The organism is Mesorhizobium sp. M0195 (assembly GCF_040322115.1).
Lineage (GTDB): Bacteria > Pseudomonadota > Alphaproteobacteria > Rhizobiales > Rhizobiaceae > Mesorhizobium.
On the sequence record NZ_JAMYSV010000001.1, the window covers coordinates 20557 to 45353 of the forward strand.

A 24797-nucleotide genomic window follows, 5' to 3' on the forward strand; every position below is an offset into this window, starting at 1 on the left:
CAGAGCGCGGAATCATTCGGCGGCTTGAAGTTGCGGCCGCAGCGGCGCCCTCGAGAGGCGGTCGAGCAGGCGCTGGCGTTCGCCGGCGGCTTTTTCGGCACTGGCCTGCTTGACGTGGCCAAAGCCGCGGATGAGCGCCGGTACCGAAACAAGCGCGGCAGCGGCCTCGATCTTGCCCGGCGCCAGCGCGCCGGCGACAAGCTCCAGGTCGGCTTCATAGAGGGCAAGAAGCTGCCGCTCCATACGCCTCTCGGCGCTGTAGCCGAACAGGTCGAAAGCGGTGCCGCGCAGCCCCCTCATCGCCGCCAGCAGGCGGAACCCGTTCATCATCCACGGGCCAAAGCTCGATTTCTTCGGCTTCCCGTCACTGCCGCGCCTGCCCATGATCGGCGGTGCGAGATGGAATTCAAGCTTGCCATAGCTCTGGAACTGCTTTGCGAGCTCTGCGGCAAAGGAGCCGTCCGTATAAAGCCGCGCCACCTCGTATTCGTCCTTGATCGCCATCAGCTTGAACAGGTTCTTCGCGGCAGCTTCGGTCACCACGGTCGAGCCGGGCACAGCATCGGTTTCGGCCTTGCGCAGCGCCGCCAGTCTGTCGGCATAGCGCCTGCCATAGGCGGCGTTCTGATAGGCGGTCAGGAAGGCGACGCGGCGGGCAATGATGTCGTCCAGCGTCTCGGCAATGGCGGCAGGCTGCGTGGCCTTGCCCGGCTGGGCGAGAGGGCCGCGCACGAAATCCGGCTGGTGGGCAGCGCGGCGGCCCCAGCGAAATGCCGCGACATTCATCGCCACCGCCTCGCCGTTGAGTTCGATCGCCTTCTCGACCGCCTCCGCCGACAGCGGCAGGCCGCCATGCTGGAAGGCGAAGCCGAGCATGAACATGTTCGCGCCAAGCGAGCTGCCGAACAGCGCGGTGGCGGTGCGGGTGGCGTCGAAGAAATGCGTCTTGTCGTCGCCTGCGGCCGTTCTTATCGCTTTCTTCAGCCGCTCGACGGGCAGCGAGAAATCGGCCGAACGGGCGAACTCGCCCGGCATGATCTCGGCGGTGTTGGCGAGGAAGATGGTATGGCCTTCGCGCACCGCGGCCAGCACCTTCTTGGCACCCGAAACGACGAGATCGCAGCCAAGCACGAGGTCGGCTTTGCCGGCCGATACCCGAATGGCGTGGATGTCGTCCGGCGTGCGGGCGATGCGGACATGGGTGAACACGGAGCCGCCCTTCTGGGCGAGGCCGGCCATGTCGATCATGCCGCAGCCCTTGCCTTCCAGGTGCGCGGCCATGCCTAGCACCGCGCCTATGGTGACGACGCCGGTGCCGCCGACACCGTCGATGATCGCCGCCCAGCCTTGTTCACCGAGCGTAAATTGCGCCGGCGCCGGCACCCCCGCGAGCGGGTCGGCCGCGCCGGCTATGCCTTCGGCTTTCCTGATTTTGGCGCCGTGAACGGTAACGAAGGAGGGGCAGAAACCGTTGACGCAAGAGAAGTCCTTGTTGCAGCTCGACTGGTCGATCTTGCGCTTGCGGCCGAATTCGGTCTCGACCGGCTGGATCGAGACGCAATTCGACTGCACGCCGCAATCGCCGCAGCCTTCGCAGACCAGCTCGTTGATGAAGATACGCTTGTCGGGATCGGGGAAGGTGCCGCGCTTGCGCCGACGGCGCTTCTCGGCAGCGCAAGTCTGGTCGTAGAGCAGCACCGAGACGCCTTTGACCGAACGCAACTCGCGCTGGATGAGATCGAGGTCGTCGCGGTGATGGATAGTGGCGCCGGCGGGAAATTCCACCTTGCCGGTATATTTGTCCGGCTCGTCGGTGACGATGGCGATGCGCTGGACGCCCTCGGCGCGCACCTGCCTGGCGATCATGTCCACCGTCAGGCCGCCCTCGTGCGGCTGCCCGCCGGTCATCGCGACGGCGTCATTGTAGAGGATCTTATAGGTGATGTTGGCGTCGGTCGACAGCGCGAAGCGGATCGCCAGCACGCCCGAATGGTTGTAGGTGCCATCGCCCAGGTTCTGGAAGATGTGCTCGCGCTTCGAGAACGGCGCCTGGCCGACCCACTGCGCGCCCTCGCCGCCCATGGCGGTGAAGCCTACGGTATTGCGGTCCATCCATAACGCCATGAAATGACAGCCGATTCCGGCGGCGGCGAGCGAGCCGTCCGGCACCTTGGTCGAGGAATTGTGTGGGCAGCCGGAGCAGAAGAACGGCGTGCGCGAGGCGATGTCTGACGTGTCGGCCAGCATCGCCTGGAACTGGCGCAATTTCGCCACCCGCGCGGCGATTTCCTCTGACGGGCCGATCGTTCGCAAAATCCTCTCGCCGAGCGCGATGGCAATGTCGTTGGGGTCGAGCGCGCCCTTGGCCGGGAACAGCCAGTCGCCGCGCTCGTCCTTCTTGCCGACGATGACCGGCTGCGTCGCGGTGCCGTAAAGGTTCTCGCGCAGTTGCACCTCGATCAGCGAGCGTTTCTCCTCGACGACGACGATGGTGTCGAGGCCGCGAGCAAAGTCGGCGACGTGCTGCAGGTCGAGCGGCCACGGGCAGCCGACCTTGAACAGCCTGATGCCGATACGATTGGCGGCCGCTTCGTCGATGCCGATATCCTCCAGCGCCTGGCGAACGTCGAGATAACTCTTGCCGATGGTGACGATGCCAAGCCTGGCGCTGCTGCCGCCCGAATAGACGATCCGGTTCAGCCCATTGGCGTGGATGAAGGCGGAAGCTGCGGCGCGCTTGTATTCATGCAACCGCTCCTCCTGGCCGAGCATGTCGATCTCGTTACGGATGTTGAGGCCGCCGGGCGGCATGTCGAAGTCCGGGACGACGATATCTAGCCGGTCGAGCGCGGCATCGACCGAGGCCGTCGATTCGATGTTGTCCTTAACGCATTTGATCGCCGCCCAGGTGCCGGCAAAACGCGACATGGCAAAGCCGTAGAGGCCGTAGTCGATGATCTCCTGGACGCCGGCCGGATTGAGGATCGGCACCATGGTGTCGACGAACAGGAACTCGGTGGCATGCGCGTTGGTCGAGGATTCGGCCATGTGGTCGTCACCCATCAGGGCTAACACGCCGCCATGTTTCGACGACCCGGCGAGATTGGCGTGGCGGAACACGTCGCCGGAGCGGTCGACGCCCGGACCCTTGCCGTACCAGACCGAAAAAACGCCGTCATGGGTACCCTCGCCCAGCAATTCCGCCTGCTGCGAGCCCCAGCACGCGGTGGCGGCGAGCTCCTCGTTGAGACCGGGCTGGAAGACGATGTCCGACTGCGCGAGCTGGTTTCTGGCCTTCCACAGCTGCATGTCGAGGCCGCCGAGCGGCGAGCCACGATAGCCGGAGACGAAACCGGCGGTGTTCAGGCCAGCCCGGCGGTCGCGCTCGCGCTGCATCAGAAGCATGCGGATGACTGCCTGGGCGCCCGACAGGAAGATGCGCTCCTTTGCCAGGTCGAACTTGTCGTCGAGCGCGACGTTGTGCAGCGTCATCAGGCGTTTCCTGTGCGGAGACCGTGCCAGGAGGTGCACGGCCAACGTCGGAGTCGAGTGCCTACAGTCTTTCTTCCCTTGCCGGGGAGGTCAAACGAAATCGAAGGTGCCAGGCGGTCCGCAACAAACGATCGGTGCGCGGCCGTGTGGCGCCACGAAACGCCTGTCGGGGAGGATGGCCGAGCACGAAAACTCCGGCGGCGGTCGGTGCCGCTGGTGACGCATCATGCAGCCTTTGGGCAACTGGGCTTCGGTTCACCGGGCAGCTTGCCGTCGACATGGCCGGCCAAGTCCTTGTTGAGCTCGTAGACTGGCCCGACCACCAGGGGCCGGTCGGGCAGGACCGACTGGTCGAGCGAGGACGTCAGAGTGGTCTCGAAACTCTGCAGCAACTGGCCGCTGGAATCCTCGATGCGGATCGACACCGCATAGGGCTTGTCCTTGACAACGCAGGTGAGCGGCGGGCTGGTGAGCGTCACATGCGGCAGCTTCGGCCATATTTTCTGGGTGACGATGATCGGATCACCACCGGCCGGGTTCTGGAAGGAGACCACGGCGACCTGCCCCTCACCCACCGGCCGCAGCGGATTGAGGGTGATGACGTAGGTGGCGATACCCAGCCGGTAGTTGAACTCGAACAGCTTCCCGGAAATGGCGAACAGCTGGTCCTTGCCGGAATCACGGCAGGCGCCGAGCGCGGTCGCCGCGAACAACGCCGCGACGACAATCATCGCGCGCGAATATTTCTTAGGCATTGGTGACCTCCCTGGCCGCCGTCCGGCGGCGATAGTATCGGTTTGCCTTCTGGCGGTTGCCGCACACCGCCATATCGCACCAGAGGCGGCTGGAATTGCGGCTTTTGTCGACAAACAGCCAGCTGCAGTTCGGACATATCCTCAGCCTGGCGATGGTGTCGCTGCGCAGCAGCGACAGCGCCGAGACCGCAAGCGCCGCCTCGAAGGCGATCGGCGTTGCCGGATCGCCGAACGGTTTTCCGGGCATGCCGATTTCGGTGTGGCCATGGGCGAGGCCATCGGCGCAGGCTTCCAGGAATTCAGGCATGTCGGCGGTGTCGATCGCACCTTTCGATACCGCGCCGCGAAACAGCCGATCGGTCGTCTCGCGAATCGACAGCACCACCGGTGCGATCTTTTCAGGCGCCGGCGCTACGAGCCGCCTGCCGCCGAGCTCGGTGGCGCGAAAGCCACTCGCGGCTTCGGCAAAGCGGGCGATCTCGGCCGGATCGTCGAAACGGTCGAAAGTTTCCTCCGGATCGTTCCGCAAAACGACGGTATTCGCCGTGTCGAGCGCCAGCATGCCACCGGTGAAGCGGTGCGGAGTCCAGGATACTGTCATATCGCGAATCTAACCGATAAATCGCGTTTGACAAGTTAGATTCCGGGTGCAACGCTCGTCAGTGAGGCGATCGCCGTATTGAGAATGTCGTCGTCTCAACCCCCGCCCCGATTGTGGGGCATGCATCGAGGGTCTTGCATGCTCTATCTCTTCCAGCAGGTTCTGAACGGGCTGCATTCGGGCGCGCTCTACGCATTGCTTGCCTTCGGCTACGTGCTGACCAATGGCATCCTGCACCGCACCAATCTTGCCTATGGCGCGCTGTTCGCCTTTTGCGGGCATACGATGATCCTCACCGCGGCATTTGGCTATCAGGCGCTGTGGCTGACGCTGTTTGCATCGGTCGCGCTCGGCGTAGCGGCGGCATTCCTTTATGCGGCGCTGCTCAGCCACGTCCTGTCGCGAAGCATCTTCGAACCGCTGGCCGACCGCTCGCCCAACGCCATCGTGGTGACCACGCTCGGCATATTGCTGGTCTTGTCGGAAGCCAGCCGCATCGCCGCCGATACCCATGATCTATGGTTGCCGCCAATGCTGGCCCAGACCATCGTCTTCGCGCAGAATGCCAGCTTCAAGGCGACGTTGACACTGATTCAGTTGCTCGATTGCGCCGCCGTGCTGGCGGCTATTTCGCTGGCTGCGTGGGGGTTCACACATTCCAGCTTCGGCCGAAGCTGGCGTGCCGTATCCGACGATCCAAAGGCCGCTGCGATGTGCGGCGTCGATGTCCGCGCGGTGTTTCGGCGTGCGGTGCTTTTCGGCGGCCTTTGCGCGGCAATGGCTGGCGTGCTCGCCGCCTTCTACTACGGCAACATCAGCTTCGGCACAGGGTTGGTCTACGGGTTGAAAATCCTGTTCGTGACCGCAGTGGGCGGCTATCTTTCGCCTTTGCGGGCGGCACTGGGCGCCGCCGCTTTCGGCATGGCCGAATCGCTATGGGCCGGCTATTTCCCGCTCGAATGGCGGGACGGCTGGATGTACCTGTTCCTCGTCGCTATGCTTGTGCTGATCGGCTCCGGCCGCGACCAACAGAAGATCGCCTGAGCCGCATCCGACTTTGGTTGGACATGCAAAGGACGCGGCAGCATTTGCCGGCGGCCACCTCACAACTGTGTTTATGCGGGCTGTCCGATGTTGACCCGCCGAACCACGCACTGCATACCGTTGGTCCACAGCGACGCGACGGACAGGGAACCGGCGCGCTCCGACACAAGGGAGGAATGCATGGCAGGGCTTCTCGCTCTTTCCAGAGCCATTGACCGTTTGAACGAATTCATCGGCAAATGGGTTTCGTGGCTGATCCTGCTGGCGATCCTGGTAAGCGCCGCCAACGCCGTGATCCGCAAGGTGTTCGACATGTCCTCGAACGCCTGGCTGGAATTGCAATGGTATCTGTTCGGCGCCGCCTTCATGCTGGCCGCCGCCTACACGCTGAAGCAGAACGACCATATCCGCATCGATATCGTCTACGGCATGTTCTCGCGCCGCGTGCAGCACTGGATCGACCTTTTCGGTCACGTCTTCTTCCTGATGCCGTTCGTGACGTTGATGGTCGTCTATTTCGTTCCCTATGTGTCGCTGTCGTATCGCAGCGGCGAGATGTCGAACAATTCCGGCGGGCTGATCATCTGGCCGGCGAAGGCGATTCTGCTGGCCGGCTTTTTTCTGCTCGCGCTGCAGGGCATTTCCGAGATCATCAAGAAGATCGCCATCATGCGCGGTCAGATGGACGATCCCACTCCGTTCATATCGGTGCATGAGCAGGCCGAGCTAGAAGCCAAGGCGCTCGTCGAAGAGGTGCGCTCGTGATCGAGTTCATCGCCCAGAACATGGCGCCGATCATGTTCGCCTCGCTGGTCGTCTTCCTGCTGATCGGCTACCCCGTCGCCTTCTCGCTCGCCGCCAACGGCCTGATGTTCTTCTTCATCGGCGTGCTGCTGTCGCCCTATTCGGGCGGCTCCATCAATCTCGCCTGGCCGTTGCTGCACGCGTTGCCGGATAATTTCTATGGCAGCCGGGTGATGTCGAACGATACGCTGCTGGCGATCCCGTTCTTCACCTTCATGGGCATCGTGCTCGAACGATCCGGCATGGCCGAAGACCTGCTCGACACGATCGGCCAGCTGTTCGGACCGGTCCGTGGTGGCCTTGCCTATGCCGTGATTTTCGTCGGCGCGCTGCTTGCCGCGACGACCGGCGTGGTGGCGGCCTCCGTCATTGCCATGGGTCTGATTTCGCTGCCGATCATGCTGCGCTACGGCTACGACCGGCGGCTGGCATCCGGCGTCATTGCCGCGTCCGGGACCCTCGCCCAGATCATCCCGCCGTCGCTGGTGCTGATCGTCCTGGCCGACCAGCTCGGCCGCTCGGTCGGCGATATGTACAAGGGAGCGCTGATCCCCGGGCTCATTTTGACCGGCATCTACATGCTCTACATCCTGCTCATGTCGATCTTCCGGCCGAAGTCGATGCCGGCCCTGCCGCTGGAGGCCCGCACGCTCGGCCACGGCGTGCTGTCGCTGCTGGCGGCGGTGCTGGCGGCGGTGGTGGTTTCCTATGCGGCGTATCGCTACCTTGCGCCGAACCATGGCGGCGACGCCGATATCCTCGGCGCCACTATTGGCGTCATCTTCATCTATGTCGTGGCGATCGTCGACCAGCGCCTGAAGATCAACCTGATGTCGAGGCTGGCGCAGCAGGTGATCATCGTCCTGATCCCGCCGCTGGCGCTGATCTTCCTGGTGCTGGGCACCATCTTCCTCGGCATCGCCACGCCGACGGAAGGCGGCGCCATGGGCGCCGTCGGCGCGCTGGTAATGGCCGCGATGAAGGGGCGGCTGTCGCTCGACGTGGTCAAGCAGGCGCTGGCCTCGACGACCAGGCTGTCGTCCTTCGTTCTGTTCATCCTGATCGGCGCGCGGGTGTTCTCGCTGACCTTTTACGGGGTCAATGGCCACATCTGGGTCGAGCACCTGTTGACCTCGCTGCCGGGCGGTGAAGTCGGTTTCCTGATTGGCGTCAACATCCTCGTCTTCGTGCTCGCCTTCTTCCTCGACTTTTTCGAGCTTGCCTTCATCATCGTGCCGCTTTTGGCGCCGGCGGCCGACAAGCTCGGCATCGACCTGATCTGGTTCGGCGTGCTTTTAGGCGTCAACATGCAGACCTCCTTCATGCATCCGCCCTTCGGCTTCGCGCTGTTTTATCTGCGCTCGGTCGCCGCGCGCGTGCCCTATATCGACCGGCTCACCGGCAAGCAGATCGCGCCGGTCACCACCGGGCAGATCTATTGGGGCGCAGTGCCCTTCGTCTGTATCCAGGTGATCATGATCGGCCTGACCATCGCCTTCCCGCAGATGGTGATGCACTACAAAGGCACCGTCGTCGATCCGGGCACCATCAACTACCAGGTGCCGGAAACGCCTGGCATCGGCTTGTCGCCGCTTGGCACGCCGCCGGCCAACGGCGGCACTGCCCCGGCCTCACCTTCCACACCGGATTTGTCGCAGCCGCCGAGCTTCGACGAAAAGCCGCCCGCGAAGCCGGCGGCACCGGCAATCGATCTGTCGCAACCCCCGAGTTTCAACTGAGGCGAGTTTCAACTGAGGAAGGCCCGGCAGCCATGAAGGCGGTTCGGTTGGAGCGAGTGGGCGGCCTCGCCGTGTGCGAGGTCGAGAAACCGACTGCCGGGCCAGACGAGCTGCTGGTACGGATCGAGGCGTGCGGCGTCTGCGGCACCGACAGACATCTTTTCCATGGTGAATTCCCGTGCACGCCGCCGGTGACGCTCGGGCATGAATTCTCCGGCATCGTCGAGGCGATCGGACCTGCCGTATCCGGCTTTTCGGTCGGCGACCGCGTCAGCGGCGATCCCAATATTGCCTGCGGGCGCTGCGCGCATTGTCAGGCGGGCCGAGTCAATCTCTGCAGCAATCTGCGTGCCATCGGCATCCATCGCGACGGCGGCTTTGCTGAATATCTTGCCTTGCCGCAGAAACAGGCCTTCGTCTTGCCAGGCGATCTGAAGCCTACGCATGGTGCTTTCTGCGAGCCGCTCGGTTGCTGCCTGCATGGCGTGGACCTTGCCGCGATCAAACCAGGCTCGTCGGTCGCGGTGCTCGGCGGCGGCGTGATCGGCCTGCTCACCGTTCAGCTGGCAAAGCTCGCCGGTGCGACGACCATCATCCTGTCGACGCGTCAGGCCTCGCGGCGGGCTCTTGCCGAGCAACTTGGCGCAACGGCGACGCTCGATCCCGGCGCCTTCGATGTCACCGATGCGATCGTAGGCCGGTCGGGTTTGATGCCGGGCGGCGTCGACGTGGTGTTCGAATGCGCCGGCGTGAAAGACACTGTTGAGCAGGCGATGCGGCTGGCCAAAGCGGGCGGCACAATTGTCGTCGTCGGCGTTATGCCGCAAGGCATGAAAGCGGCGTTCGAACCGTTCGACCTGCTGTTCCGCGAATTGAAGGTCCTGGGCTCCTTCCTCAATCCCTTTACCCATCGCCGGGCCGCCGATCTTATCGCTTCGGGGGCAATCGAGGTAGGCCGGCTGATATCGCGGCAGGTCACGCTTGAAGAGTCAGCTGCAGTGATCGCCAATCCGCCTGCGCCAGGCGAGGTCAAGGTTCTGGTGGTGCCCGGCTGATCGCAAACGGAATGCGCTGCGGCGCCAGCGTCCCGAAGGAACGCCGGCGCCGCAGAGCAGCAAGGTTCAGAGCTTGCTGTTGCGCTGTTGGACCATCATGAAGGTGTCGTAGTTGTACTCGGCCACCTGCGCCCAGAGATAATGCTCCTTGCGGAACGCCTTGATCGAGTCCCAGATCTTTTTGAACGGCGCGTTCGAGGCTTCCATCTCGGCATAGACTTCGTTGGCCTTTTCGAAGCAGGCGGCCATGATCTCCTGGCTGAACGGACTCAACTTGGCGCCGCCGGCAACCAGCCGCTTCACCGCCGCCGGGTTGAGGTAGTCGTATTTCTGCAGCATGTTGGCATCGGCCGCTTGGGCGGCAGTGTGCACCAGCGACTTGTAAGCCGGCGAAAGTTCGTCGTATTTCGCCTTGTTGAACATCAGATGGACGGTCGGTCCACCTTCCCACCAGCCGGGATAGTAGTAATAGGGCGCAACCTTGTAGAAGCCGAGCTTCTCGTCATCATAAGGGCCAACCCATTCGGCGGCATCGATCGTGCCCTTTTCCAGCGCCGGATAAATGTCGCCACCGGCGATCTGCTGCGGAACCACGCCGAGCCTTTGCACCACTTTGCCGGCAAAACCGCCGATGCGCATCTTGAGGCCGGAAAGGTCGGCAACCGTTTTGATCTCCTTGCGAAACCAGCCGCCCATCTGCACGCCGGTATTGCCGCCCGGCAGCCCGAACAGACCCTGCGTCGCCAGGAACTCGTTGAACAGATCGATGCCCCCGCCATGATAGTGCCAGGCGTTGATGCCGCGCGCGTTGAGCGAAAACGGAACCGCCGCTCCCAGCGCCCAGGTCGGGTCCTTGCCCCAGTAATAGTATGCCACCGTATGGCAGGCCTCGACCGTGCCGGCTGTGGTGGCATCGGCGGCCTGCAGGCCGGGAACGAGTTCGCCGGAGGCGAAAACCTGGACCTGGAAGTTGCCGTCGGTCGCCTCCGACAGCATCTTGGAAAATACTTCGGCACCGCCATAGATCGTATCGAGCGACTTCGGGAAGGACGACGCCAGCCGCCAGGTCACTTTCGGATTGGACTGGGCGATGGCCGGCGCAGCAAGTGTTGCGGTAGCGGCCGCGGCGCCGAAACCGGTGGTGCCGGCCTTGCGGATGAACGAACGACGATCCATGAAGTTCCTCCCGTTTGGATCAACTGACCGACGTTCGGGACGCTTCGGCGCCCGCATCGGCTTCGAGCCGACAATACACAGGCAAGGAGTCGAGTCCAGCGCGGCAGCCCGGTTTGAGTGGCGCATTTCGGGGAAATTCACGGCGTTGGGCCAGATCTTGCAACTATAGTCTAAGGTCGATTAACTGGCCTACGCGACACGCCGAAACTTGCCATGGAAATGCGCCTTCGGATCGCCTATTTTGCAGGCAGATAATTCGTTGCACCCGATGGGATCCGGACCAAATGCACCAGCCGCTCGTCGCCATATCGACCGACGTCCGCCAGTTCGACAATTACACCTGGCATGCCGCGCCGCAGCAATATCTTGAAGCGGCGCTTTCAGGGGCAGGCGTGTTCCCGTTGCTGGTACCGTCCTTCGGCGACCGGCTCGACTTCGATGAACTGCTTTCCGCCGTCGACGGCGTCATGGTCACCGGTTCGAAGTCCAACGTTCATCCCTCGCTCTACGGCGGTGACGCCAGTGAAGCCAATGGTCCCTACGACCCCGCCCGCGACGCCACCACGCTGCCGCTGATCCGCAGGGCGGTGGAGCGCGGAGTACCGCTGCTCGCGATCTGCCGCGGCATCCAGGAGATGAATGTGGCGCTGGGTGGCACGCTGGCCACTGAAATCCAGGAACGCGCCGGTTCGCTCGATCATCGTGCGCCTGCAAGCGACAATCAGGACGAACGCTTCGCCATCCGCCAGAGCGTGTCGATAAAACCCGGCAGCTGCCTGGCCGGGGTCTTCGGCGCCGGCGACATCTTGGTCAATTCGGTGCATCGCCAGGCTGTCGACCGGCTTGGCCCAAAGCTGCAGGTCGAAGCGGTCGCCGCCGACGGCACTGTCGAGGCGGTCTCGGTGCGCGATGCACGGGCTTTCGCCGTCGGCGTCCAGTGGCATCCCGAATACTGGGTCAAATCGGACAGCGTCTCGGTAAAGATATTTCGCGCTTTCGGCGATGCCGTGCGGCTGCATCAGGCGGCGAAATCGGGTGCGCGCGCTGCGGCAGAATAGCGCTCGTCAGTTGCCGGCCGACGCCAGCGTCAGTAGCGGCAGCGCCGGCGCGTAGGATTCGTAACCGTCGCCATCGGCGACCGAGAACATGACGATCGGATCGCTGCCGTTGGCGCTGAATGTGACCGTACCGTCATCCTGCTCTCGCCAGAACTTCGCCTGCTCGACACCGGGCAACACCCGGCGGCAATTCGCGGCGACCGTCAACAGCGACAGGCCTTGCGAAATTTCGGCGCCACGGGTGACCGCACAAGACGCCTCGTCACCATGGGCTACCAGCCTGTAGGTGCTGGACGAAGGTGCTGGCTCACTGGCTGCGCGGCTTTGACCGCTACCTGCGTAAAACAGCTGGACGCTGCCTAACAGCGCAGCAATCGCCATCAATGCGGGAAGCGTTTTCATGCTGTTTCTCCGCGCATTTCAAGCGCGCCGTGTTCGATGTCATCAGGAGGAGGCGCGCTTCATCTTGCTGCCATGTGCCGTCAAGGGGACATACACTAGCCAAGGAGGCAGAATGATTCCGAAGGGTTAAGCTGAAGTTAACAATAGGGCGGTCACGGCCTCGCCTTGACGTTTGCCGTCTCCGGCACCGGCGTCAGCGCCTTGCGCTGCGAAAACCACGAGACCAGATTGTCGACGCACAGGTCCGCCATGGCGCGGCGGGTGTGCTGCGAGGCCGAGCCGACATGCGGCAAAAGCGAGGTATTGGGCGCGGCAAGCAACGCCGCAGGCACGTTCGGCTCGTCGGCAAAAACGTCTAGCCCGGCAGCGGCGATGCTGCCGCCGGCAAGTGCGGCGGCAAGAGCTGGTTCGTCGACCGTGCTGCCCCGGCCGATATTGACGAAGACGCCGTTCGGCCCCAGAGCCGAGAGGATTTCGGCATTGACGGCCTTGTCCGTCGAGGCCCCGCCGGGTGCGACCGAGATCAGCGTGTCGACCGCCTCGGCGAGACCTTTCAGCGTCGGGTGATAGTCATAGGACAGGCCTTCGACGCGGCGCCGGTTGTGATAGGCGATGGGCAGTCCGAAAGCATCGAGCCGGCGGGCAATGGCGAGGCCGATGCGGCCCATGCCGAAGATGCCGACCTGGCGACCGCGCAAAGTCAGCCGGCTCAGCGGATAGTTGCCGTTGCGCAGCCAACTTCCGTCGCGCAGCCAGGCCTCGGCGCGCGGCAGTTCGCGGATGGTATTGATCAACAGGCCGAGCGCCGTGTCGGCGACCTCTTCGGTCAGCACATCCGGTGTGTTGGTGACCATGATGCCGCGCCGTGCGGCGTGGTGGACATCGACCGAATCATAGCCGACGCCGAAATTGGCGATAATCTCGAGCTTTGGCAGCGCGTCCATCAACGCGGCGCTTATGCCGCCAAAGGCGGCTATGCCGCGCACGGTAAGGCGCATCTCGTCGGTGACCAGCGACGGATCGGCGCGTTCGATCCGGACGCGGCTGAACGCCCCGTCGATGCGGCCGACCGCATGGTCGTTGAACTGGCCCGGCACCAGAATGGTAACAGCTTGCTGGTCGGTTTTTGTCATGCACGTTCCACCGGTTTGCCGGTCGACTGGCGCACATGCAGTTCCGGCTTGATCAGTTCCTGCGACGGCCGCACCGTCTGTCCGTTGAGTTTGTCGAGCAGCGCGCTGGCAGCGCGGCGGCCAACCTCACGCTGGCCGTTCCAGACCGTGGTTAGCGCCGGCGTCGCGATCGCCGCCTCCTCGAGGTCGTCATAGCCCGTGACCGAAATGTCGATGCCCGGCACCAGACCAGCGCGGGCAATGCCGTTCATCAGGCCGATGGCTACGAGGTCGTTCCAGCAGCAGGCCGCGGTCGGCCTGTCCTTTAGCGCCAGGAACTGCCCGGCAGCCTCGAAGCCGGCCTGCTTGGTGCGCGGGCCCGCGATACGCCAGGACGGCCTGACCTCAAGCCCCGCCGCCTCCATGGCGTTGACATATCCCTGATAGCGGTCGCGGCCGGTCGACGTCTGATCGGTACCGCCGATCATTGCGATGCGCTTGTGGCCAAGCGAGATCAGATGGTTGGTGGCAAGCCCGGTGCCATAGGCATCGTCGCCGCGAAACACCGGCACGTCGGCACCTTCGACGGTGCGTGCAATCAGCACTGCCGGGAGACCGTTCTCCTCGGCCATGATTATGTCTTCGGGCGGCGTGCCGATGGCCGGCGACATGATGACCCCGTCAGCGCCGAGCTGCAGAAGCGTGTCGATGAAAGTGCGTTGTTTCTCGAGCTGGTCGTAGTGGTTCGACAGGATGAAGGTTTGCCGGCTGCGGTCGAGCTCGCTCTCTATCGAACGCAATATCTCGGCAAAGAACGGGTTCATGATGTCGTGGACGACGACGCCGACTATGCCCGAGCGCGAGGTGCGCAGGCTGGCGGCGCGGCGGTTGTAGATATAGCCGATGGCGCGGGCATGTTCCTTGATGCGGTCGCGGGTGCCGCCGGCGACCAGCGGGCTGTCGCGCAAGGCCAGCGAGACCGTGGCCGTGGACACGCCGAGCGCATCCGCGATGGTCGAAAGCTTGATCTTCTGTGCCAGCGCCCTGGGCTCCCGAAGCAATTTAAACTGTTTAAAGGCCGGCTCTTATGCCATCGATTCCGAGCAAATCAAAGTTTTTTTGCCAGCGCTTCCGCCTCCGCGTCCAGCGTTGCGCGGTTGCGCAAACGAAGCCGGTGCTCACGGTGAACGATGTAGAGGCCGCTGGCGACGATGACTGTGGCACCGACCAGCGTCCAGCGATCGGGAAACTGGTTGAAGACGATCAGGCCGGAGATGATCATCCAGATCATCTGCGAATAGGGATAGGGAGCCAGGGCCGTGGTGGTGGCAAGGCGATAGGCCTGCACAAGAAGCCAATGACCGATGGCGCCGAAGACGCCAAGCATCAGCAATATGAACCAGTGCCAGCCATCCTGCGGGAGCGAAGGCGAAAACGGCAGTGTCGGCAAAAGCAGCACGGCCGGCGCCAGCGCCGAAAACAGGATGAGGCTTTCGGAGGTTTCCGTAGCCGACATGCGGCGCGTCATGATGACGTAGAAACTGTTCGACAGCATCGAGCCGAGCGCAAAGAGATGGCCGACGCCAAAAACGCCGACGCCCGGCCGGGTGATGATGAGGACGCCGACAAAGCCGCTCATGATCGCCAGCCAGCGCCGCCAGCCGGCCCATTCGCCGAGCAACGGACCGGCAAGCGCGGTGATCACCATCGGGCCGAAGAAGTAGATCGAGGTGGTTTCCGCCAGTTGTAGCGTCCGCAGCACCAGAATGTTGAACATCGTCGATCCGAACAGGAGCAGACCGCGCGTGATGTGCGCCGGCAGGTTGGCGGGACGAAAGCGCAGCGGCTCACGCCATCCGCGCAGAAAAACGCCGACGATCAGCACATGGACCGCGAAGCGGGTCCACGCGACGATCAGCGCCGAGACGCCGGCCAGGACAAGGTACTTGCTGCCGGTGTCGAGGAAGGTGAAAAACACATAGACGGAAAGCATGCACAGGATCGCCGCCGGCGATGTCGCGCTTTCGTCATGTCTTGGGGAAGCATTCAATTTCAGGCCGGACGGGAAGCAAGGCAGTCCTTCACCCATGCGGGAATTGTCGCCCGCGGGCAAGCCAAAAGAGGCTGGCACAACGACAGGCTCAGGTTTTGTTGCTGGTGGCCGGAGAGTCAGGCGTGCATGCGGGCGCCCTTGGTGATCTTGTCGACGAGTTTCTTTTCGGCGCGAAGCGCGATGCCGACCACCTTGGCATCCTCCGGCGCAAATTCGGCAAAGACGGCACGGTTGGCCAGATCATAACCAGTCGAAAACATTTCCTCGACATAGAGCGATACCGTCACACCACGCTCCAGCGCCCGCCGCTGGATCGAGCCGAGCGTCTGGCCGTCCGCCGAAAGCACGATGACCGGCTGGATCGACAGCGGGTTGTAGATGTTGCCGGCGCGATCACGGTAGGGGTCGCCGATAATGTCGGGAAATTGCGCGACGATGCCGCTGGTCAGAAAGGCGGTGACATTGAGCTTTTGCCAGACGGGAAGATCATCCTTGAGCACGATTGCAAATTTCGTATCGAACATGCGACAGTTTCCAATCCGAAAGGGGCCAATCCGAGGCTGCGAGAAAAGCGATGCCGCACGGTCTAGACGGGGAAGCCTTTCAGGGTCTTGGACGTTTGTGCGTGGATGCAGTCGAAAACTGCATCGTACCGGCACCCCGTGCTGCCGGCATGGAACGCATCGAGGCCCGGTTCCACGGCAACGCCTTCGATCTCCATCGCCACGACACCTATGCGATCGGGGTGACGCTTTATGGCGTGCAGCGCTTCCGCTATCGCGGCCAAATGCATCGGAGCCTGCCTGGCCAGATCATTATCCTTTATCCCGACGAACTGCACGATGGCGGTGCCGGCACCGAAGACGGCCTGCGATACAGAATGCTCTATTTGGAGCCGTCGCTGATGCTCGATTGTCTCGGCGGCGGATCACTGCCATTCGTCGGGAATGCCGTGGTGACAGACCGCGATCTCCGCGCGACGCTGCTTTCGGCGCTCGGGCCGCTGGATCAGCAACTGGACGAGCTGTTTGTCGTCGATTTCATGACGCAGCTTATGCAAAGCATGGCCCGGCACGCCGGTCAGCCGGCGAAACCGGTAGCGAAAACGGCGTGGCGCGCCGCCAGCCTGGCGCGCGACTACCTGGAGGAAAATGTCGCGCGGATTGTACGTTCAGACGAATTGGAGGCGATAACCGGATTGGACCGTTATGCTCTGTCGCGGCATTTTCGCGCGACCTTCTCGACCAGCCCGCACCGGTTCCTGTTGATGCGCCGGCTTCAGCGAGCCCGTCGGATGATCGAAGCCGACGAGCCGCTGGCGCAAATCGCCATCGCCGCCGGCTTCAGTGATCAAAGCCATTTCAATCGGCATTTCAAGAAGGCGTTCGGCGTCACACCGGGACGTTGGTCGGCACTGACGCGGCGGCCGTCAGCGGCGAACGCGTGAGCTACACAAGCATCTTGTCTTCGATATCCAGTTCGTCATCCGGGAGCACCATTTCGCCGTTCGACAGGTTCGCCTCGACGCGGGCAAGCAGCTTGAACAGCGCTTTCTGATCCTTCTTGTCGAGACCCTTCAATGCCTGCTTTTCGGTCTTCTTCACCGACTTCTCGATGGCGTGGATGATTTCGCGGCCGGTGTCGGTGAGGAAAATATGCGCCTGGCGGGCATCGGCGGAGGAGGCGCGCTTCTCCAGAAAACCCTGCGCCTGCAGCCGGTTGATGGTCTTGGTGATGGTCGGCGGACGCACGCCGAGGCGGCCGGCAAGGTTGCCGGGCGTCTGCCCATCCTCGCGGTCGAGCGCCAGCATGATCTGGTCCTGGCCGGCATAGAAACCATGCGCCAGAAGCCGGGCGGCGAGCGCCGTGCGCGCCAGCCGCGCCGCCGAATGCAGCCGGCTCATTGTTGCAGTCTTGTCCGCCTTGGCCATGCTCATCCCTCCTCGGCCGAACCGGAGCGGACAGCATAGAAGCAGGCCGCCGGTTGGCAATGACCATCGAAAACATTCCGGCTCGGAAAATAGCTTTGCCGGCAAGCATCGCGGTGTTCGCCGTGGCTAATGCCAGATGTTTATTTCAGTTAGATGACAAACGACTTTCTGGAAGGGCTGGATGGGACATGACGAGGCGTTCTCAACCGGCCTTCACCGCGACCACCATCAAGGCCTGAAAGGCGTCCGCCATTTCCCGCAGCGCTGCCTGCGACAGCAGCCCGGCCTGCCGCGCAATGCCGTCCCGCGCGTTCGATGTATCGCGTTTGCCCGGGCGATCTTTATAGGGCGCGACGGTGGCGAATATCTGCTCGCTGAGGCTGTCGGGGAAGAACATCTGGCCGGTCATTACGGAGCGGTCGTCAGGGAAAATCTTGAAATGGATGTGGGTGGTGCGGCCGCGATACCAGCCGGGATAGATGGTGGCGAAAGAAGCGATGCCGCTTTCATCGGTTCTCTGCCAGCCCCGCAGAAAACTCTGGCCGGACGTGTCGATATCCTGCCCGTCACCCTGTCCGGGATAACCGGAATAGGCGCCCTGGGCGTCGCAATGCCAGATGTCGACGCGTGCGCCGGGAAGCGGCCGGCAGGCGGCGTCGACGATTTGCAACCGCACATTGAGGGCGATGCCCTTCTTGCCCTCGGTGATATCGGCGCGTTCGAGCTTCGGGTCGAAATAGAACGGCCCTTCGGCGACCTCGGGCGTGATGGCGCAGACGCCGGCACCGGCTTCGAACAAAGTAAGCCCGGCATAGGGCGAAACCTTCCCGGCCCTTGCACCGGCGGGCAGGAATATGCCGCCAGCGGTAACCGCAACGAGACGGAGCGCCTGCCGACGGCTTAGTGGCAAGGACTTGTCGGACATCTGGCGTCTCTTCAATGCGAACAGCCCTCGTGAAATGACCTTTTGCCTATCTAAGCCCACCGCCAACCCGCGCCAATGAAAGTTCGGCAATGTGAGGAAAGTTCGGCAATACAGCCTCTCTTTGGTCCACCGGTTTGGCTCGTGCAAAAGCCGAGCACACGTCCTATATGGAGCCGACAATCCCTATTCGAGGCACAATATGAGCGACGCACAGACGCAGATCCCCGTAACCGTCCTCACCGGCTATCTTGGCGCCGGCAAGACGACACTGCTCAACCGCATCCTTTCGGAAAATCATGGCAAGCGCTACGCGGTCATCGTCAATGAATTCGGCGAGATCGGCATCGACAACGAGCTGATCGTGGAATCCGACGAGGAAATCTACGAGATGAACAATGGCTGCGTCTGCTGCACCGTGCGCGGCGACCTGATCCGCGTCGTCGAAGGCCTGATGCGCCGGCCCGGCCGCTTCGACGCCATCGTCGTCGAGACCACAGGCCTCGCCGATCCCGTGCCGGTAGCACAAACCTTCTTCATGGACGACGACGTGCGTTCCAAGACCAGGCTCGATGCGGTGGTGGCGCTGGTCGACGCCAAGCACTTGCCGCTGCGCCTCAAGGATTCCCGCGAGGCCGAGGACCAGATCGCCTTTGCCGATGTCGTCGTGCTCAACAAGACCGATCTCGTCACCCCCGAAGAGCTGAGCAAGGTGGAGGCAACGATCCGCGCCATCAACCCGGCGGCACGCATCCATCGCACCACGCGCGCCAGCGTGGCGCTGTCCGAGGTGCTCGATCGCGGTGCCTTCGACCTGTCCCGGGCGCTGGAGAACGATCCGCACTTCCTCGAGGCGCATGACGATCACGACCATCATGATCATGATCATGATCATGACCACCACCACCATGATCACGACGGCCATGATCACCACGATCATGACGGCCATCATCATGCGCACCCTTCCGACATCCATGACGTGACCGTGCAGTCGGTGTCGCTGCGCGGTGGCGAGATGGACCCGAAAAAGTTCTTCCCGTGGATCGAGAAGGTCACCCAGATGGAAGGCCCGAACATCCTGCGGCTGAAAGGGATCATCGCGCTGAAAGGCGATGACGAGCGCTATGTCATCCAGGGCGTGCACATGATCATCGAGGGCGACCACCAGCGCGCCTGGAAGGACGGCGAGAAACACGAGAGCCGGCTGGTGTTCATCGGACGCGAACTCGATGCCGAGCGGCTGAAGACAAGCTTCGAGGCCTGCCAGGCCGCTTGATTTAGCTGCCTTCTTCCTTTTCCCCCTTGTGGGAGGAGGGGCAGCCGCAACGCTGGCGCTCTCTACTCACGACGATCCGAAGCACGGGTTGAGACGGGCAGCTCAACCCCTTAAGGGTGAGGCAGCAAAAATCTCGAACGGAATTGTCTCTCATGCCCACAGTCGCCCCGCTCGATCTCGAAGGCCACTGCCTCGCCGCCGTGTTCCTCGGCGACGTGCCGCACTTTGCGCTGGCTGACGGCACAATCCATCGGCTCGACCATGGCCACAAGACGGTGCAGGCCAATGACGGAATGCTCGCCGCCTTCCATGATGCGGCGAACGACCGGCTGATCACCGGTGGTGAGGACGGCAGGATCTTTGGCGTGACCGCTGGCGGCAATACCGCGGAATTGGCGACCGCAGGCAAAAAATGGATCACCAGCGTCGCCGCCGGGCCGCAAGGCGCTGTTGCCTATGCTTCGGGCAAGATTGCCTATGTCCGCTTTGCCGACGGCAAAACCAGGGAATTCTCGCATCCGCGCTCGGTCGAGGGGCTGGCCTTCTCGCCCAAGGGCATGCGCTTCGGCGTTGCCCGCTACAATGGCGCGACGCTGCATTTCCCGGCCGCCGACGGCAAGCCGGTCGAACTCGAATGGGCCGGTGCCCACACCGGCATCACCTTCTCTCCGGACGGCGGCTTCGTCGTCACCACCATGCAGGAAAACGCGCTGCATGGCTGGAAGCTCGCCGACGGCAAGCACATGCGGATGTCCGGCTACCCCGGCAAGGTCAAAAGCCTGTCGTGGAGCGCCAAGGGCAAATGGCTGGCGAGTTCCGGCGCGCCGGCGGCGATCGTCTGGCCGTTTTCGGGCAAGGACGGGCCAATGGGCAAGGCGCCGCTGGAACTCGGCACGCGCGGCAATGCGATGGTCACCTCCGTCGCCTGTCACCCGAGCCAGGACGTCGTTGCTATCGGTTATGATGACGGCATGGTGATGGCGGTGCGTTTCGCCGACGCCAGGGAAGTGCTGTTGCGCCGGCCGGGCAAGGGCGCCGTCACCTCGATGATGTGGGACAGGCAAGAGCGCCGCGTCGCCTTTGGCAGCGCCGCGGGTGACTGCGGCGTCATCGATATTTCGGCGTAGCCTGTTACTTACTCGGCTCCGCAAGATACTTTGCCGGTCAATTCATCCGGTTTGCCGTCCTTTTCGGCATCAGCCGTAACATCATAGATTGAGAGCAAATAGCGGCCGTCATAGACGCCTTCGTCGCTGGCCTTGGTCAGGATCGCCAATTCGACATAGCCATAGGCGTTTTCGACCTGCCGTTCGTGGTAGACAAGCAGCCGCAGTTCCTTGTTGTCGAGCCAATATTGCGTGAGGTTCTGATCCCCGAACACCGTCTTGCGCAGACTGTCGGCAGCCGGCCTGCCCAGAATTTCGAGCTCGCCGCTAAAATTGAAGGTCGGCCCGCCCATGCCTCTGGTGACCCCGGCACCGACCTGAAATTTGACGGCTGCATCCTCGGCGGAACACCAGATGCCGCCCGATGCCAGAGCCGCACCAACCGACGACAGCAGCGTTGCTGCGCAGACGATCGCCCGCACCATCTTGTCCCCTCCGGCCGAAGTACCATTGGCGCCCGAAGGCGGCTCGCGGTCAAGCGCCTGTTTCCATTTAAATGACCGCTGACCCAACACAGGGCAGCCGCCCGGCCAATTGCGGTGGCGGATGCCGATTGTCTAAACTGCGACTGAGAGGGGCCGCCATGAACGTCATCGACCATGCAAAGACTTCTATCGGCGGCATCGGCCCGGCCCGGATCGCCGAGTTGTACGAGACCGAGGCAGAAGTCTTCCGCCAGGCGCGGCCGAAATCGATGGCCATAATCGGCAATGGCTTGCCCGGCTTCTTCGGCGGCGTGCCGATGCACTGGATGAACGACTGGCCGACGCCTTTCCCGATTCTGGTCGACAGCGCCAGGGGCGCCACGATCACCGACATCGACGGCAACCGACTGGACGATTTCTGTCTTGGCGACACCGGCTCGATGTTCGGCCATTCGCCGCCGCCGGTCGCCCGCGCCATCCGCCGGCAGGCCGGACGCGGCCTGACCTATATGCTGCCCAGCGAAGACGCACTGGCCATCGGGCCGCTGCTGAAACAGCGCTTCGGCCTGCCTTTCTGGCAGATCGCAACGACGGCGACCGACGCCAACCGCTTTGCGTTACGCGTTGCCCGCGCCGTCACCAGCCGCGAGAAGATCCTGGTCTTCAACGGCTGCTATCACGGCTCGGTCGACGAGACTATGGTGCGGCTGATCGACGGCAGACCGGTCAACCGGCCGGGATTGGCCGGCGAGTTCCGCGACCTGACGCGGGCAACTGATGTCGTCGAGTTCAACGATCTGCCGGCGCTCGACGCGGCACTCCGGGGCAACGATGTCGCCTGCGTCATCACCGAGCCGGTGCTGACCAACTCCTGCATGGTGCTGCCCGAAGCCGGCTTTCATGATGGGTTGCGGCGTCTTACTCGTGCGACCGGCACGCTGCTGCTAATCGACGAGACGCATACCATCTCGACCGGTCCCGGCGGCTATACGAGGAAATTCGGGCTGGAGCCTGATCTGTTCGTGCTCGGCAAGCCCATCGCCGGCGGCGTGCCGGCCAGTGTGTGGGGGATGAGCGAGGACGTCGCGACCCGCTATGCCGCCTATAACAGGGTGAAGGAGCCGGGCTATTCGGGCATGGGCACGACACTGTCGGGCAATCCGCTGCAATTCGCGGCGATGCGCGCCGCATTGGAAGAGGTGATGACCGACGAGGCCTACGGCCATATGGATCATCTGGCGCGGCGGCTCGACGCCGGACTGACCGCCGTCATCGACCGCTACCGGCTGCCCTGGCATGTCTCACGTGTCGGCGCCCGCGTCGAGTTCATCTGCGCGCCCGGCCCGCTGAGGAATGGCGGCCAAGCGGAAGCAGCCCATGCGCCCGAACTCGAAGCGGCGATCCATGTCGCGCTGGCCAATCGCGGCGTGTTGATCGCGCCCTTCCACAACATGATGCTGATCTCCCCGGCCACGAGTGCGGCCCAGGTGAACCGGCTGATCACCGCCTTCGCGGCGGTTGCGGCCAGGCTCACGGCGTGAGACAAGCTTGCGACATGAGAGAAGCACGCAAGCCAGATTTGAGTTCCATAGTGACGTCACCTTCGGGTTCCACGCCCGCAGAGGCGCGAGCCTTTCTCGAGGCCCATCCCGAGATCGAAGCCTTCGATATCGTGCTGACCGACGCCAACGGTGTCGGGCGCGGCAAGATCGTGCGCCGGCACGAACTGATGAGCATCTTCGAGAACGGCCGGCACATGCCGATCTCGATCCTCGGCCTCGATATCACCGGCGAGGATGTGCACGAGACCGGGCTGATCTGGACGACTGGCGACGGCGATCTCCGGGCATGGCCGATCCCTGGCACGCTGGTGCCGCTGTTCGGCACGCAGCCGCCGCGCGGCCAGGTGCTGATGGCGATGTACCATCTCGACGGCCAGCCGATGTCGTCCGACCCACGGCTGGCGCTCGCCCGCCAGGTAGATATCCTTGCGGCCAAGGGCCTGCATCCGGCCGGCGCCTTCGAGCTCGAATTCTTCCTGCTCGCCAACGAGCGCGATGCCGAAGGCAAGGTGCAGCCGGCGCATGCGGTGCTCGACGGACGCCGCTCGGCCAAGACGGAGGTCTATTCCGTCGACCATCTGCACGGCATGGAGCCGCTGTTTTCCGACATCTACGCCGCAGCCAAGGTGCAAGGCATCCCGGCCGAGACGGTCATCTCGGAATATGCGCCCGGCCAGTACGAGCTGACGCTCAACTACCGCAAGGACGTGATGCGGGCGGCCGATGATCTCGTCATGCTCAAGCGTCTGGTGCGGGCCCAGGCGCGCCGTCATGGTGTCACCGCTTGCTTCATGGCCAAGCCGATCGAGAAATATGCCGGCTCGGGCATGCATTTTCATGTCTCGCTGCTGGAGGATGCCGGCAAGAATGTCTTTGCCGAAACCGGCGGTGAAAGCTGGTCGCTGCCGCTGCTGCGCGGCCTCGGCGGACTGATTCAGACGATGGCGGAATCGATGCTGGTCTTTGCGCCGCATGCCAACTCGTGGCGGCGCTTTGTCTCGCAATCCTATGCGCCGGTGGCGCCGACCTGGGGCGTCAACAACCGTTCGGTGGCACTGCGTGTGCCGGCCGGCGATACCAAGAACCGGCGCATCGAACACCGGCCGTCGGGCGTCGACGCGAATCCTTACCTGGTGGCAGCAACGGTGCTGGCAGGCATCGTCAAAGGCCTTGACGAAGGCCTCGATCCCGGTCCCGAAACCACCGGCAATGGCTATGAATCGGCCGTCACGCGCACGACGATGCCGGTCGACTGGCGTGCCGCGATCGAGGCGGCAAGGGCGTCGAGCTTCCTCAAGGGCGCATTGGGCGAAGACCTGCACCGGACGTTCGTGGCGATCAAGCAATCGGAATATCTGCGCGTCGCGCGCACGGTCAGCGAACTGGATTATCACCTCTATCTGCACGAGGTGTAGGGCATCACATCGTCGGCCATCCGCCGTCGAAGGCGCATGCGGAATAATTTCAGCGGAACCTTCGGCGGGCTTTGCTCATTGCGTGTCTGATTGCAGGAGCGAACAAGGCCGCCTTAGTCATGATCGCCAGGATGCAGCCAACCCCGACACCGCACCATGCCAAGGTGCAGGCAAGAAGCTTGCCTGCAAGCAAGTCTCCGGAAACGACAGAAATCGACGCCAGAACGATTCCTGAACTACGCGAAACGGCCAAGATCTGCCGCCGCTGTCCGCTATGGCACGACGCCACGCAGACCGTGTTCGGTGAAGGCCCTGATAAAGCCAAGGTGATCTTCGTCGGCGAACAGCCGGGCGACCAGGAGGATCTGGCGGGCAAGCCTTTCGTCGGCCCGGCCGGCAAGGTGTTCGACGCGATCCTGGACGATGCGGGCGTCGATCGGCTGAAAGTCTACGTCACCAACGCGGTCAAGCATTTCAAGTTCGAGCCGCGCGGAAAGCGGCGCATCCACTCGAAGCCCAATGCCGGCGAGGTGCAGGCTTGCCGCTGGTGGCTCGACAAGGAGATCGATCTGATCAAGCCCAATCTGGCGGTAGCGCTCGGCGCGACGGCGGCGCAGGCGCTGCTCGGCAAGGTGGTGCCGATCATGAAGATGCGCGGGGCGGTGGTGGAGCGCGACGATGGCTTGCGTGTCTTCGTCACCATCCACCCGTCCTTCATCCTGCGCATTCGCGAGCCGGCGGATAAGCAGGCAGAACGCGACCGGTTCCTGCAGGATATGAGAGCGGTGAAAAAGCTGATGGCCGCCTGA

General features: G+C 63.2%; 23 protein-coding genes. 11 read left to right on the forward strand and 12 right to left on the reverse strand.

Features of this window, described 5'->3' with window-relative positions; translation table 11 throughout:
- Window positions 1-12: 12 nt before the first annotated feature.
- The 3 genes from NKJ12_RS00090 to NKJ12_RS00100 form a co-directional block, all read right to left on the reverse strand.
- Window positions 13-3492 carry an indolepyruvate ferredoxin oxidoreductase family protein gene (locus NKJ12_RS00090; protein ID WP_352700887.1) on the reverse strand — a complete coding sequence of 1160 codons (3480 nt, stop codon included), beginning with the start codon at window positions 3490-3492 and terminating at the stop codon, window positions 13-15.
- Between the two features lie 224 nt (window positions 3493-3716).
- Window positions 3717-4247, reverse strand: a complete 531-nt coding sequence (locus NKJ12_RS00095) for a hypothetical protein (protein ID WP_352700888.1) — start codon at window positions 4245-4247, stop codon at window positions 3717-3719.
- Window positions 4240-4848, reverse strand: a complete 609-nt coding sequence (locus tag NKJ12_RS00100) for a CGNR zinc finger domain-containing protein (protein ID WP_352480086.1) — start codon at window positions 4846-4848, stop codon at window positions 4240-4242. Before NKJ12_RS00100 ends, NKJ12_RS00095 begins: the two co-directional genes overlap by 8 nt.
- Window positions 4849-4986: 138 nt before the next feature.
- Between NKJ12_RS00100 and NKJ12_RS00105 the strand changes: the two genes are divergently transcribed.
- The 4 genes from NKJ12_RS00105 (at window position 4987) to NKJ12_RS00120 (ending at window position 9490) form a co-directional block, all read left to right on the forward strand.
- On the forward strand, window positions 4987-5892 hold the full coding sequence (locus tag NKJ12_RS00105; protein ID WP_352700889.1) for a branched-chain amino acid ABC transporter permease: 906 nt from the start codon (window positions 4987-4989) through the stop codon (window positions 5890-5892).
- A 180-nt stretch (window positions 5893-6072) separates the two neighbouring features.
- Window positions 6073-6657: a TRAP transporter small permease subunit gene (locus NKJ12_RS00110; protein ID WP_352700890.1), complete on the forward strand. Its 585-nt coding sequence runs from the start codon at window positions 6073-6075 to the stop codon at window positions 6655-6657.
- Window positions 6657-8435, forward strand: a complete 1779-nt coding sequence (locus NKJ12_RS00115; protein ID WP_352701392.1) for a TRAP transporter large permease — start codon at window positions 6657-6659, stop codon at window positions 8433-8435. The genes NKJ12_RS00110 and NKJ12_RS00115 overlap by 1 nt, the downstream gene beginning before the upstream one ends.
- 32 nt (window positions 8436-8467) lie before the next feature.
- Complete coding sequence (locus NKJ12_RS00120) at window positions 8468-9490, forward strand: zinc-dependent alcohol dehydrogenase family protein (protein WP_352700891.1); 1023 nt, start codon at window positions 8468-8470, stop codon at window positions 9488-9490.
- Between the two features lie 66 nt (window positions 9491-9556).
- Here NKJ12_RS00120 and NKJ12_RS00125 read toward each other — a convergent pair whose 3' ends face one another.
- A complete protein-coding gene (locus NKJ12_RS00125; RefSeq protein ID WP_352700892.1) occupies window positions 9557-10666 on the reverse strand; it encodes a TRAP transporter substrate-binding protein in 1110 nt (369 codons plus the stop codon).
- Between the two features lie 284 nt (window positions 10667-10950).
- On the opposite strand from NKJ12_RS00125, the gene NKJ12_RS00130 reads away from it, so the two are divergent.
- A complete protein-coding gene (locus NKJ12_RS00130; RefSeq protein WP_352700893.1) occupies window positions 10951-11724 on the forward strand; it encodes a gamma-glutamyl-gamma-aminobutyrate hydrolase family protein in 774 nt (257 codons plus the stop codon).
- A gap of 6 nt (window positions 11725-11730) precedes the next feature.
- Here NKJ12_RS00130 and NKJ12_RS00135 read toward each other — a convergent pair whose 3' ends face one another.
- From NKJ12_RS00135 to NKJ12_RS00155, 5 genes are all read right to left on the reverse strand, one after another.
- Window positions 11731-12126, reverse strand: a complete 396-nt coding sequence (locus NKJ12_RS00135; RefSeq protein WP_352700894.1) for a hypothetical protein — start codon at window positions 12124-12126, stop codon at window positions 11731-11733.
- A gap of 152 nt (window positions 12127-12278) precedes the next feature.
- On the reverse strand, window positions 12279-13259 hold the full coding sequence (locus NKJ12_RS00140) for a 2-hydroxyacid dehydrogenase (protein WP_352700895.1): 981 nt from the start codon (window positions 13257-13259) through the stop codon (window positions 12279-12281).
- On the reverse strand, window positions 13256-14278 hold the full coding sequence (locus NKJ12_RS00145) for a LacI family DNA-binding transcriptional regulator (protein WP_023676245.1): 1023 nt from the start codon (window positions 14276-14278) through the stop codon (window positions 13256-13258). Before NKJ12_RS00145 ends, NKJ12_RS00140 begins: the two co-directional genes overlap by 4 nt.
- A gap of 68 nt (window positions 14279-14346) precedes the next feature.
- The gene (locus NKJ12_RS00150) at window positions 14347-15231 is read right to left on the reverse strand and encodes a DMT family transporter (RefSeq protein ID WP_352700896.1); all 885 of its coding nucleotides are present in this window, start codon (window positions 15229-15231) and stop codon (window positions 14347-14349) included.
- 176 nt (window positions 15232-15407) lie between these two features.
- Entirely contained in the window at window positions 15408-15815 is a 408-nt protein-coding gene (locus tag NKJ12_RS00155) for a DUF2000 family protein (protein ID WP_352700897.1), read from the reverse strand.
- Window positions 15816-15865: 50 nt separating this feature from the next.
- Between NKJ12_RS00155 and NKJ12_RS00160 the strand changes: the two genes are divergently transcribed.
- Complete coding sequence (locus NKJ12_RS00160) at window positions 15866-16738, forward strand: AraC family transcriptional regulator (RefSeq protein WP_352700898.1); 873 nt, start codon at window positions 15866-15868, stop codon at window positions 16736-16738.
- A gap of 1 nt (window position 16739) precedes the next feature.
- Here NKJ12_RS00160 and NKJ12_RS00165 read toward each other — a convergent pair whose 3' ends face one another.
- Entirely contained in the window at window positions 16740-17222 is a 483-nt protein-coding gene (locus NKJ12_RS00165; protein ID WP_352700899.1) for a MarR family winged helix-turn-helix transcriptional regulator, read from the reverse strand.
- Window positions 17223-17424: 202 nt separating this feature from the next.
- On the reverse strand, window positions 17425-18147 hold the full coding sequence (locus NKJ12_RS00170) for an intradiol ring-cleavage dioxygenase (RefSeq protein WP_352700900.1): 723 nt from the start codon (window positions 18145-18147) through the stop codon (window positions 17425-17427).
- A 199-nt stretch (window positions 18148-18346) separates the two neighbouring features.
- On the opposite strand from NKJ12_RS00170, the gene NKJ12_RS00175 reads away from it, so the two are divergent.
- Together NKJ12_RS00175 and NKJ12_RS00180 are read left to right on the forward strand one after the other, a co-directional pair.
- On the forward strand, window positions 18347-19420 hold the full coding sequence (locus tag NKJ12_RS00175; protein WP_352480077.1) for a CobW family GTP-binding protein: 1074 nt from the start codon (window positions 18347-18349) through the stop codon (window positions 19418-19420).
- Between the two features lie 152 nt (window positions 19421-19572).
- Window positions 19573-20547 (forward strand): WD40 repeat domain-containing protein, encoded by a 975-nt coding sequence (locus tag NKJ12_RS00180; protein WP_352700901.1) that lies wholly within the window; start codon window positions 19573-19575, stop codon window positions 20545-20547.
- A gap of 8 nt (window positions 20548-20555) precedes the next feature.
- Here NKJ12_RS00180 and NKJ12_RS00185 read toward each other — a convergent pair whose 3' ends face one another.
- On the reverse strand, window positions 20556-21011 hold the full coding sequence (locus NKJ12_RS00185; protein WP_302893581.1) for a hypothetical protein: 456 nt from the start codon (window positions 21009-21011) through the stop codon (window positions 20556-20558).
- Window positions 21012-21169: 158 nt separating this feature from the next.
- On the opposite strand from NKJ12_RS00185, the gene NKJ12_RS00190 reads away from it, so the two are divergent.
- The 3 genes from NKJ12_RS00190 (at window position 21170) to NKJ12_RS00200 (ending at window position 24797) form a co-directional block, all read left to right on the forward strand.
- On the forward strand, window positions 21170-22552 hold the full coding sequence (locus NKJ12_RS00190) for an aspartate aminotransferase family protein (RefSeq protein ID WP_352700902.1): 1383 nt from the start codon (window positions 21170-21172) through the stop codon (window positions 22550-22552).
- A 14-nt stretch (window positions 22553-22566) separates the two neighbouring features.
- Window positions 22567-23988 (forward strand): glutamine synthetase family protein, encoded by a 1422-nt coding sequence (locus tag NKJ12_RS00195; RefSeq protein ID WP_352700903.1) that lies wholly within the window; start codon window positions 22567-22569, stop codon window positions 23986-23988.
- A gap of 86 nt (window positions 23989-24074) precedes the next feature.
- A complete protein-coding gene (locus tag NKJ12_RS00200) occupies window positions 24075-24797 on the forward strand; it encodes a UdgX family uracil-DNA binding protein (RefSeq protein ID WP_352701393.1) in 723 nt (240 codons plus the stop codon).